Annotated in this window: 9 protein-coding genes and 1 rRNA gene; 8 read left to right on the forward strand and 2 right to left on the reverse strand. The window is 55.2% G+C overall.

The genetic code is table 11. From position 1 onward, the window contains the following. Positions 1-110 precede the first annotated feature (110 nt). The 7 genes from kup to rbsR all read left to right on the forward strand — a co-directional run bounded on the left by kup (position 111) and on the right by rbsR (position 8497). Positions 111-1979, forward strand: coding sequence for a low affinity potassium transporter Kup (gene kup / locus ACOTXC_RS17005; RefSeq protein WP_006808744.1), 1869 nt, complete (start codon positions 111-113; stop codon positions 1977-1979). Positions 1980-2642: 663 nt separating this feature from the next. Next, on the forward strand, positions 2643-3062 hold the full coding sequence (rbsD, locus tag ACOTXC_RS17010) for a D-ribose pyranase (protein WP_003862392.1): 420 nt from the start codon (positions 2643-2645) through the stop codon (positions 3060-3062). Positions 3063-3069: 7 nt separating this feature from the next. Further along, a complete protein-coding gene (gene rbsA, locus ACOTXC_RS17015; protein ID WP_022649867.1) occupies positions 3070-4575 on the forward strand; it encodes a ribose ABC transporter ATP-binding protein RbsA in 1506 nt (501 codons plus the stop codon). A gap of 4 nt (positions 4576-4579) precedes the next feature. Beyond that, complete coding sequence (gene rbsC, locus ACOTXC_RS17020) at positions 4580-5545, forward strand: ribose ABC transporter permease (RefSeq protein ID WP_022649866.1); 966 nt, start codon at positions 4580-4582, stop codon at positions 5543-5545. A 27-nt stretch (positions 5546-5572) separates the two neighbouring features. Continuing rightward, positions 5573-6463 (forward strand): ribose ABC transporter substrate-binding protein RbsB, encoded by an 891-nt coding sequence (gene rbsB, locus ACOTXC_RS17025; RefSeq protein ID WP_003862397.1) that lies wholly within the window; start codon positions 5573-5575, stop codon positions 6461-6463. Positions 6464-6571: 108 nt separating this feature from the next. After that, positions 6572-7501, forward strand: a complete 930-nt coding sequence (rbsK, locus tag ACOTXC_RS17030) for a ribokinase (RefSeq protein WP_003862399.1) — start codon at positions 6572-6574, stop codon at positions 7499-7501. Between the two features lie 3 nt (positions 7502-7504). Continuing rightward, complete coding sequence (rbsR, locus tag ACOTXC_RS17035; protein WP_072202236.1) at positions 7505-8497, forward strand: ribose operon transcriptional repressor RbsR; 993 nt, start codon at positions 7505-7507, stop codon at positions 8495-8497. Here the strand turns inward: rbsR and mdtD are convergent. Together mdtD and ACOTXC_RS17045 are read right to left on the reverse strand one after the other, a co-directional pair. Continuing rightward, entirely contained in the window at positions 8463-9896 is a 1434-nt protein-coding gene (mdtD, locus tag ACOTXC_RS17040; protein WP_126490814.1) for a multidrug transporter subunit MdtD, read from the reverse strand. The two genes, rbsR and mdtD, sit on opposite strands and share 35 nt — an antisense overlap. Next, a complete protein-coding gene (locus tag ACOTXC_RS17045) occupies positions 9893-10600 on the reverse strand; it encodes a FadR/GntR family transcriptional regulator (protein WP_023298937.1) in 708 nt (235 codons plus the stop codon). The genes mdtD and ACOTXC_RS17045 overlap by 4 nt, the downstream gene beginning before the upstream one ends. 455 nt (positions 10601-11055) lie before the next feature. Between ACOTXC_RS17045 and ACOTXC_RS17050 the strand changes: the two genes are divergently transcribed. Further along, positions 11056-11275: ribosomal RNA gene (locus tag ACOTXC_RS17050) — 16S ribosomal RNA — on the forward strand; the annotation flags it as partial.

Below are 11275 nucleotides of genomic sequence, written 5' to 3' on the forward strand. Positions count from 1 at the left end.
ATGCGGCTGCATTTAGGGGTACGATTTTGCATTGAATCGTGCATACTGTGCGCTTTTTGTGGGCCAAGGGACTAAGCACACATTTGTTATTCAAACGAAAAGACTAGTCTATGAGCACTGATAATAAGCAATCATTACCCGCAGTAACGCTTGCAGCGATCGGGGTTGTCTACGGTGATATCGGCACCAGCCCGCTTTATACGCTTCGTGAATGTTTGTCCGGTCAGTTTGGTTTTGGTGTAGAGCGTGACGCCGTATTTGGTTTCCTCTCGCTCATCTTCTGGCTGCTGATCCTGGTGGTCTCCCTTAAGTATCTCTCTTTCGTTATGCGGGCTGATAACGCGGGCGAGGGCGGTATTCTGACCCTGATGTCCCTTGCTGGGCGCAATACATCTGCAAGAATGACCTCCGTGCTGGTCATCATTGGCCTGATTGGCGGCAGCTTCTTCTATGGGGAAGTCGTGATTACGCCAGCGATTTCGGTGATGTCGGCCATAGAGGGGCTGGAGATTGTCGCGCCACAGCTTGATACGTGGGTGGTGCCACTCGCTATTATCGTGCTGACGTTGCTGTTTGCTATACAAAAACACGGTACCGGGCTGGTGGGTAAGCTGTTCGCGCCTATTATGCTGGCCTGGTTCCTGATCCTGGCGGCGCTGGGCTTACGCAGTATTATCGCCAACCCGGATGTCCTGCACGCGCTGAACCCAATGTGGGCGGTGCATTTCTTCCTGGAATATAAAGTGGTGTCGTTTGTGGCGCTGGGCGCGGTAGTGCTTTCCATTACCGGTGTTGAAGCGCTGTATGCAGATATGGGCCACTTCGGGAAACTCCCAATTCGCGTCGCCTGGTTTAGCGTTGTTCTGCCTTCACTGGTGCTGAATTACTTCGGCCAGGGCGCGCTGCTGCTTGCCCATCCTGAAGCGATTAAAAACCCGTTCTTCCTGCTGGCGCCGGACTGGGCGCTGGTTCCGATGCTGATCCTGGCGACGCTGGCGACGGTCATTGCCTCTCAGGCTGTCATTTCCGGCGTATTCTCCCTGACGCGTCAGGCCGTGCGTCTGGGGTATCTCTCGCCGATGCGCATTATCCATACCTCTGAGATGGAGTCAGGTCAGATCTACATTCCGTTCGTCAACTGGCTGCTCTATTTCGCGGTGGTGATTGTTATCGTCAGCTTCGAGCACTCCAGTAACCTGGCGGCGGCGTACGGTATCGCGGTGACCGGAACGATGGTGTTGACCTCTATTCTCTCTACCACCGTGGCGTACCGTAACTGGCACTGGAATAAGTTCCTCGTGGGGCTGATCCTGGTTGGCTTCCTCTGCATCGACGTACCGCTGTTCTCTGCGAACCTCGATAAGATTGTCTCCGGTGGCTGGCTGCCGCTGACGCTGGGTCTGGTGATGTTCATCGTGATGACGACGTGGAAGAGCGAACGTTTCCGCCTGCTGCGTCGTATGCATGAGCACGGTAATTCTCTGGAGGCGATGATCGCCTCGCTGGAGAAATCCCCGCCGGTGCGTGTGCCGGGTACGGCGGTGTATATGTCTCGTGCGCTGAACGTGATCCCGTTTGCGCTGATGCATAACCTTAAGCACAACAAAGTGCTGCACGAGCGCGTGATCCTGCTGACGCTGCGTACCGAAGATGCGCCGTATGTTCACAACGTGCGACGCGTACAGATTGAGCAGCTGTCGCCAACCTTCTGGCGCGTGGTGGCAAGCTACGGCTGGCGCGAAACGCCGAACGTGGAAGAGGTATTCCACCGCTGCGGTCTGGAAGGGCTGAGTTGCCGCATGATGGAGACATCGTTCTTTATGTCCCACGAGTCGCTGATCATCGGCAAGCGCCCATGGTATCTGCGCCTGCGCGGCAAGCTGTATCTCATCCTGCAACGTAACGCCCTGCGTGCGCCTGACCAGTTTGAGATCCCGCCCAATCGCGTGATTGAGCTGGGGACGCAGGTCGAGATTTAATTCTCAGTGCGGCCTGATGCCCTCACCCAGCCCCTCTCCCACAGGGCTGAGGGATCCCCAGTAATTTTTTTATGCAGAAGCAATAAAGTTGCTTTCTAAATGACTGAGGGCTGTCAGCGATGCCCTGGTCCGGCTGTAAATCGCTGAGGCGTTTGCCTTCCGGCCGGGGCGAGGCGCAGGGATGCGCCGAGAGGGCGGCTTTACAGGGACGTTGCCTCCCCCCGTACCCGATAAGCCGGAAGGAATAAGCCGAGGGCACCGCGAAGCGGCGATTTACCGCCGGGAGCCCGGGTCGCCAGGGTGGTGGCGACTGAGCCACCCTGGCACGTTCACCGGTCATGTCGTTACAGAGTAGCAAGGAACATAAAGTGAACGGAATGACCACCACCGCCGTATGTTCCCCTCACCCTAACCCTCTCCCCGGAGGGGCGAGGGGATTGCTCAGTGCTCGCATTAATTTGTGGGGAACCCTCAGCCCACAGGGAGAGGGCGCAAACATAAAAAACGGTAACCTGACGGTTACCGTTTTGCATTTACCTCCTTTGCATTTCACTTAGCGAAACGTTTCGACGCCGATCACAAATCCGTTACGTCATGATGGTTTTCTGAACACTTCTGCGGCTACACTGTTTTTAGCGAAACGTTTCGCTAGTGGAGCAAAAAATGAAGAAAGGCACAGTACTCAACTCAGAAATATCATCGGTAATTTCCCGTCTTGGGCATACCGATACGCTGGTGGTTTGCGATGCAGGCTTACCGGTTCCGCGCAGCACAACCCGTATCGATATGGCGTTAACGCAGGGCGTACCCTCGTTCATGCAGGTACTGGAAGTCGTGACGGCGGAGATGCAGGTTGAGGCGGCCATTCTCGCGGCGGAAATCAAACAACATAATCCGCAACTCCACGAAACGTTGCTCAGCCACATTGAGCAACTGCAACAGCACCAGGGAAACACCATAGAAATTCGTTACACAACGCACGAGCAGTTCAAACAACAAACCGCAGACAGTCAGGCGGTGATTCGCAGCGGGGAGTGTTCCCCGTATGCGAATATCATTCTCTGTGCTGGCGTCACCTTCTGAGGCCATCATGGACGCATTACTGCAACTCAAAGGGATCGATAAGTCGTTCCCGGGCGTTAAAGCCCTCTCTGGCGCGGCGCTGAACGTCTATTCCGGGCGCGTAATGGCGCTGGTGGGCGAAAACGGCGCGGGCAAATCCACCATGATGAAAGTGCTGACCGGGATCTATCAACGCGATGCCGGTTCGCTGCTGTGGCTGGGTAAAGAGACCACCTTCAACGGCCCGAAATCCTCTCAGGAAGCGGGCATTGGCATCATCCACCAGGAGCTGAACCTGATCCCGCAGCTCACCATTGCGGAGAACATCTTCCTCGGCCGTGAGTTCGTGAACCGGTTTGGCAAAATCGACTGGAAAACCATGTATGCCGAAGCGGACAAACTGCTGGCGAAGCTGAATCTGCGCTTTAAGAGCGACCGACTGGTGGGCGACCTTTCCATCGGCGATCAGCAGATGGTGGAGATCGCGAAGGTGCTGAGCTTCGAGTCGAAGGTCATCATTATGGATGAACCGACCGACGCCCTGACCGATACCGAAACCGAATCCCTGTTCCGCGTGATCCGTGAGTTGAAATCCCAGGGGCGCGGCATTGTCTATATCTCTCACCGCATGAAAGAAATTTTCGAGATCTGCGACGACGTCACCGTCTTCCGCGACGGGCAGTTCATTGCCGAGCGTGAAGTGGCCACGCTGACCGAAGATTCGCTGATTGAAATGATGGTGGGACGTAAGCTCGAAGACCAGTATCCGCGTCTGGACAAAGCGCCAGGAGAGATCCGCCTGAAGGTGGATAACCTCTGCGGGCCGGGTGTGGATGACGTCTCCTTTACCCTGCGCAAGGGCGAGATCCTTGGCGTCGCGGGCCTGATGGGCGCGGGACGTACCGAACTGATGAAAGTGCTCTATGGCGCACTGCCGCGCACCAGCGGCTACGTTACCCTTGACGGCCATGAGGTGGTCACCCGCTCGCCGCAGGATGGCCTGGCGAACGGCATTGTCTATATCTCCGAAGACCGTAAGCGTGACGGCTTAGTGTTGGGCATGTCGGTAAAAGAGAACATGTCCCTGACCGCGCTACGCTATTTCAGCCGCAGCGGCGGCAGCCTGAAACATAAAGATGAGCAGCAGGCGGTCAGCGATTTTATCCGTCTCTTTAACGTTAAAACCCCATCGATGGAGCAGGCGATTGGCCTGTTGTCCGGCGGTAATCAGCAGAAAGTGGCGATTGCCCGCGGGTTGATGACGCGCCCGAAAGTACTGATCCTCGATGAGCCAACTCGCGGCGTTGACGTGGGCGCGAAAAAAGAGATCTATCAGCTGATTAACCAATTCAAGGCCGACGGTCTGAGCATCATTCTGGTCTCTTCCGAGATGCCAGAAGTATTAGGCATGAGCGATCGCATTATCGTCATGCATGAAGGGCATCTCGGTGGTGAATTCACTCGCGAGCAGGCCACCCAGGAAGTTCTGATGGCTGCCGCTGTGGGCAAGCTTAATCGCGTGAATCAGGAGTAAGAAGATGACTACCCAGGCTGTTTCTGGTCGCCGCTATTTCACAAAGGCATGGCTGATGGAACAAAAATCGCTGATTGCCCTGCTGGTGCTGATCGCGATTGTCTCGACCATGAGCCCGAACTTTTTTACCGTCAATAACCTGTTCAACATTCTTCAGCAGACCTCCGTCAACGCCATTATGGCGGTGGGGATGACGCTGGTGATTTTGACCTCGGGTATCGATCTGTCCGTCGGTTCCCTGCTGGCGCTCACCGGTGCGATTGCCGCGTCGATTGTCGGTATTGAGGTCAACGCGCTGGTGGCCGTTGCTGCTGCGCTGGCGGCAGGTGCGGCAATTGGCGCGGTAACCGGCGTGATTGTGGCAAAAGGCCGCGTACAGGCGTTTATTGCCACGCTGGTGATGATGCTGCTGCTGCGCGGCGTCACCATGGTGTACACCAACGGTAGCCCGGTGAATACCGGCTTTACCGAAAACGCCGATCTGTTTGGCTGGTTTGGTATCGGACGCCCGCTGGGTATCCCGACGCCAGTCTGGATCATGGCTATCGTCTTCCTGGCGGCGTGGTACATGCTGCATCATACCCGTCTGGGTCGTTATATTTATGCGCTGGGCGGTAACGAATCGGCAACGCGTCTGTCCGGTATTAGCGTCAACAAAGTTAAAATTATCGTTTACTCCCTGTGCGGTCTGCTGGCATCTCTGGCGGGCATCATCGAAGTGGCGCGCCTCTCTTCCGCGCAGCCAACGGCGGGTACGGGCTATGAGCTGGATGCCATCGCGGCAGTGGTTCTGGGTGGTACGAGCCTTGCGGGCGGTAAAGGTCGCATTGTTGGGACATTGATCGGCGCACTGATCCTCGGTTTCCTGAATAATGGCTTGAATTTGTTAGGTGTTTCCTCCTATTACCAGATGATCGTTAAGGCAGTGGTGATTTTGCTGGCGGTACTGGTAGACAACAAAAAACAGTAACTGACGACACTACAGGACATCTTAGATATGAACATGAAAAAACTGGCTACCCTGGTTTCTGCTGTCGCGCTGAGCGCAACCGTAAGTGCTAACGCCATGGCGAAGGACACCATCGCGCTGGTTGTCTCTACCCTGAACAACCCGTTCTTCGTCTCCCTGAAGGATGGCGCGCAGAAAGAAGCAGACAAACTGGGTTACAACCTGGTGGTACTGGATTCTCAGAACAACCCGGCGAAAGAGCTGGCTAACGTTCAGGACTTAACCGTTCGTGGTACCAAAATCCTGCTGATCAACCCAACCGATTCCGACGCGGTCGGTAACGCCGTGAAGATGGCAAACCAGGCGAAGATCCCGGTAATCACCCTGGACCGTCAGGCGACCAAAGGCGACGTTGTTAGCCATATTGCGTCTGATAACGTACTGGGCGGCAAAATCGCCGGTGACTACATCGCGAAGAAAGCAGGTGAAGGCGCGAAAGTGATCGAGTTGCAGGGTATCGCCGGGACTTCCGCGGCCCGTGAACGTGGTGAAGGTTTCCAGCAGGCTGTAGCGGCGCACAAATTTAACGTGCTGGCGAGCCAGCCGGCAGACTTCGACCGTACAAAGGGCCTGAACGTCATGCAGAACCTGCTAACCGCGCATCCTGATGTGCAGGCGGTATTCGCACAGAACGACGAAATGGCGCTCGGTGCGCTGCGTGCGCTCCAGACTGCGGGTAAATCAGATGTGATGGTTGTCGGATTTGACGGCACGCCGGATGGTGAAAAAGCAGTAAATGATGGCAAACTGGCTGCGACCATCGCTCAGCTGCCTGAGCAGATTGGCGCGACTGGCGTGCAAACTGCCGATAAAGTGCTGAAGGGCGAAAAAGTTCAGGCCAAATATCCTGTTGACCTGAAACTGGTCATTAAGCAGTAAAGGCGATTCAGGCAGTCGCTGGCTGCCTGAGGGACACCAAATAAAAGAAAAGTGTGGCATACGCCACCGGGTAATACCGGTGGCGCTCTCAGATGGACACCTCAATACATGAAAACCGCAGGCAACCTCGTCGTCCTTGGCAGTATCAATGCCGATCACATTCTTAACCTTGAAACGTTCCCCACTCCGGGCGAAACCGTCACCGGCAATCAGTATCAGGTCGCGTTCGGCGGTAAGGGTGCAAACCAGGCAGTTGCCGCCGGACGCAGCGGGGCAAATATCGCGTTTATCGCCTGTACGGGTGATGACGATACCGGCGAGCGCGTACGCAAACAGCTGGCAAGCGACAACATCGACATCGCACCCGTCAGCGTGGTTGCAGGGGAATCTACCGGCGTGGCGCTGATTTTCGTCAATGCGGAAGGTGAGAATGTCATCGGTATTCATGCGGGGGCTAATGCCGCGTTAACGACTGAACGCGTCGAAGCGCAGCGTGGGATCATCGCCGGAGCGGAAGCCCTGCTGATGCAGCTGGAGTCACCGGTTGAAAGCGTGCTGGCCGCTGCGAAAATTGCGCATGAAAATCATACGTCTGTCGTACTTAACCCGGCGCCTGCCCGTGTATTATCAGACGAGCTGCTGGCGCTGGTGGATATCATCACCCCGAACGAAACCGAAGCGGAAAAGCTGACGGGTATCCGTGTCGAAAATGATGACGATGCCGCGCGTGCCGCGCTTGCGCTGCATGATAAAGGCATCGGCACCGTGATCATCACCCTCGGCAGCCGTGGGGTGTGGGCTAGCGTCAATGGCGAAGGCCGTCGCGTACCGGGCTTTAAGGTCAAAGCCATTGATACCATCGCCGCAGGTGACACCTTCAACGGTGCGCTGGTAACGGCGCTGCTGGAAGGTAAAGCAATGGATGACGCGATTCGCTTCGCGCATGCCGCCGCCGCGATTGCGGTGACGCGTAAAGGCGCTCAGCCTTCTGTTCCATGGCGTAAAGAGATTGATGAATTCTTAAGTCAGCAGGGGTAACGCTTGGCCACAATGAAAGATGTCGCCCGTATGGCGGGCGTTTCTACCTCGACTGTCTCCCACGTTATCAATAAGGATCGCTTCGTCAGCGAGGCGATTCGGGAGAAAGTTGACGCTGCAATTAAAGAACTCAACTATGCGCCGTCTGCGCTGGCCCGCAGCCTGAAGCTTAACCAGACGCGCACCATCGGCATGCTGATCACCGCCAGTACCAACCCTTTTTATTCTGAACTGGTGCGCGGCGTGGAGCGCAGCTGCTTCGAGCGCGGCTACAGCCTGGTGCTGTGCAATACCGAAGGCGATGAGCAGCGCATGAACCGAAACCTGGAGACGCTGATGCAAAAACGCGTCGACGGGCTGCTGCTGCTCTGTACCGAAACGCATCAACCCTCGAAAGAGATTATCCAGCGCTACCCTTCTATTCCTACGGTCATGATGGACTGGGCACCGTTCGACGGCACCAGCGATCTGATCCAGGATAACTCGCTGCTGGGTGGCGATATGGCGACCCAGCATCTGATAGATAAAGGTCATACCCGCATTGCCTGTATTACCGGCCCGCTGGATAAAACCCCGGCGCGCTTGCGTCTGGAAGGCTATCTTTCGGCCATGGAACGGGCGGGGCTTGCCATTCCTGATGGCTATCGCATCACCGGCGATTTCGAATTTAATGGTGGATTTGAAGCAATGCAGAAACTGCTGGCGCAAGAGCCGCGCCCGCAGGCGGTGTTTATCGGTAACGATGCGATGGCATTCGGAGCTTATCAGGCGCTGTATCAGGCGGGATTACGTGTTCCGGACGACATGGCGATCGTCGGTTATGATGATATCGAACTGGCGCGCTACATGACGCCGCCGCTGACCACCATTCATCAGCCGAAGGATGAACTGGGTGAGCTGGCCATCGACGTGTTGATCCACCGCATGGCTCAGCCCACGCTGCAACAGCAACGTTTGCAGCTTACTCCTGTTCTGATGGAACGCGGTTCGGTTTAGCCTTATCTTTATGACGCTCTTTAATCAGGTTCCGGCCGTCTTTTGGTTTTAACAACATAAAGACCACCGCCGATACCACGGTAAGCGCGCCCATAGTGATAAAGGTATAGTGGAACTGCTCAACGGTATTAGTTCCCTCGAACCCTTCATAAAACCGCAGTACCGCCGCGCTCACGGCAACCCCGAGGCTGATCGACAGCTGTTGAGTGACCGCCAGTACGCTGTTGCCGCTGCTGGCATTCTCGTCGGTGAGGTCCGCAAGGGTGATGGTGTTCATCGACGTAAACTGCGTCGACATGGCCATACCCAGCACAAACAGCGGCAGGATCAGCATCCAGATTGGTAACGCCGCAGATTGCAGGGAGAACTGCGCAATCATCAATCCGATAAAGATCGTCACGCCAACCAGCGTCTTACGATAGCCAAACCAGCGCAGCACCTGCGTGACCGTCGATTTTGCCAGAATGGAGCCCATCGCTGTGGGCGCCATCATGCAGCCAGCAATCAGGGCCGGATAGCCGAAACCGACCTGGAGCATCAGCGGCATCAGGAACGGTACGCAGCCCGTGCCCAGACGCGAGGCAATATTGCCCGCGATCCCGACGGAAAATGTTCGGGTGTTAAACAGAGATAAAGAGATAAGCGGTGTCGGATGGCGACGCGCATGACGTATATATAGAAGGAACAGCAGAATACCGCTGAGGATGACGGCCAGCGCCAGCCACGTCGCTACGATTTTCTCGCCAAACAGCTCCATCCCGCTGGAGAACAGGACCAGGCTCAGGCCAAACAGGAAGAAGCCGCCCATATCGAAGCTGCGTCTTGGCGTGGTGAAGTTCGGCATATATTTGCGGGCATAAATCAGCCCTGCCACACCAATCGGAATATTAATCAGGAAGATCCAGTGCCAGCTTGCCCAGGTCACCAGTACGCCGCCGAGAACCGGGCCAAGTATCGGGCCGACCAGCCCCGGCATAGTCACAAAGTTGAGCACCGGGAGCAGTTCGCTGCGCGGATAGGCGCGCAATAACGCCAGACGCGCGACGGGCATCATCATCGCGCCGCCTATCCCCTGTAGAACGCGGAAGATAACCAGTTCCGTCAGAGAGGTAGAGAGGGCGCAAGCCAGAGAACCGAGGGTGAACAGCGTCACCGCCAGCATAAACACTTTGCGCGTGCCGAAACGATCGGCCAGCCAGCCGCTGACCGGAATGAGCATCGCCACCGTCAGGGTATAACTGATGATGGCGGATTGCATCGCCAGTGGGGAGCGGTTAAGGCTTTGGGCTATTGCGGGAAGGGCGGTATTGAGGATAGTGGCATCCAGTGCCTGCATAAAGAACGCCATGGCTGCAATCCACGGCAATCCGGCCATACTGCGTGCTTTTTTCTCTGTCATTTATTTACCTGCTGGTGGGTTGGCGCGGCCAGCAACGCCTGGCACGCACTCAGGGCTCGCTGCCCGTCGCTTTCCTGAATGGCATCGACTATCGCCTGATGCAGATCCAGCTTCACCACCTCATCCTGTGTGATAGAGGCAAAGTAAGTGTGGTACACAGAATGGAATAAAGAAGCAAAGGAGGTCAGGAAAGGATTTCCGCTCATATTATAGATATGTTCATGCCAGGCCATATCGACCTCTATCCAGCGCTCGCGGTTAAAGTGCTTTTTCAGATCCACCATCTCTTCCATAAAAGTATTGAGCTGCGCTTTTTGCTCTGCTGTGCCGAGCGTGGCGGCAAGCAGACAGGCCTGAGGCTCAAGACTGCTGCGCATGACCAGAAAGTGATCGACGACCTGATTAAAGTTATCTTCGGTCATCCACCAGGTGAGTAACTCCTGATCGAGAAAGTTCCAGTTCCCCTGAGGCATAACGCGGGTGCCAATGCGCGGGCGTGGAAGCACCATCCCTTTCGCCGTTAATGTTTTTACCGCTTCGCGAACGGCGGTACGGCTTACACCAAACTGATCCCCCAGCTCCATCTCGCTGGGCAGGATGCTACCTGGGGCATATTTACCCGCTAAGATCAGCTGAGCCAGCTTTTCTGCCAGCACATAGGACAGGTTTTTTTGAGCTGCCAGCTGTTGTGCGCTTAATGGCATCGCTTTTATTCCTTAAATATTGATGCGGCTAATTATGCCATCTCAGGGGTGATTGTGGTTGCAGATACATCAATTAGAACAATTTGTAGCTTGATCTCATCGCTTTTGGTGAAAAAAAACACGGTCAGAAACTTTTTTTAAATTACCTCTTGTCACTTCAGAAGAACTCCCTATAATGCGCCTCCACTGACACGGAACAACGGCACGCAAGCCGCCGGGTCAGCAGAGAAAAGCAAAATAAACGCTTGACTCTGAAGCGGGAAAGCGTAATATGCACACCCCGCGCCGCAGCGAAAACGTAGCGGCACTGCTCTTTAACAATTTATCAGACAATCTGTGTGGGCACTCAAAGTGACATGGATTCTTAATGTCCTCGGACACTAAATGAATACCAAGTCTCAACGAGTGAACACGTAATTCATTACGAAGTTTAATTCATTGAGCATCAAACTTTTAAATTGAAGAGTTTGATCATGGCTCAGATTGAACGCTGGCGGCAGGCCTAACACATGCAAGTCGAACGGTAACAGGAAGCAGCTTGCTGCTTTGCTGACGAGTGGCGGACGGGTGAGTAATGTCTGGGAAACTGCCTGATGGAGGGGGATAACTACTGGAAACGGTAGCTAATACCGCATAACGTCGCAAGACCAAAGAGGGGGACCTTCGGGCCTCTTG

The organism is Enterobacter cloacae complex sp. IR5428 (assembly GCF_049238585.1).
GTDB classification, from domain to species: Bacteria; Pseudomonadota; Gammaproteobacteria; order Enterobacterales; family Enterobacteriaceae; genus Enterobacter; species Enterobacter intestinihominis.

Coding starts and splice junctions, on each gene's coding strand:
- kup (WP_006808744.1), top strand. CDS start 111: ATGAGCACTGATAATAAGCAATCATTACCCGCAGTAACGCTTGCAGCG.
- rbsD (WP_003862392.1), top strand. CDS start 2,643: ATGAAGAAAGGCACAGTACTCAACTCAGAAATATCATCGGTAATTTCC.
- rbsA (WP_022649867.1), top strand. CDS start 3,070: ATGGACGCATTACTGCAACTCAAAGGGATCGATAAGTCGTTCCCGGGC.
- rbsC (WP_022649866.1), top strand. CDS start 4,580: ATGACTACCCAGGCTGTTTCTGGTCGCCGCTATTTCACAAAGGCATGG.
- rbsB (WP_003862397.1), top strand. CDS start 5,573: ATGAACATGAAAAAACTGGCTACCCTGGTTTCTGCTGTCGCGCTGAGC.
- rbsK (WP_003862399.1), top strand. CDS start 6,572: ATGAAAACCGCAGGCAACCTCGTCGTCCTTGGCAGTATCAATGCCGAT.
- mdtD (WP_126490814.1), bottom strand. CDS start 9,896: ATGACAGAGAAAAAAGCACGCAGTATGGCCGGATTGCCGTGGATTGCA.
- ACOTXC_RS17045 (WP_023298937.1), bottom strand. CDS start 10,600: ATGCCATTAAGCGCACAACAGCTGGCAGCTCAAAAAAACCTGTCCTAT.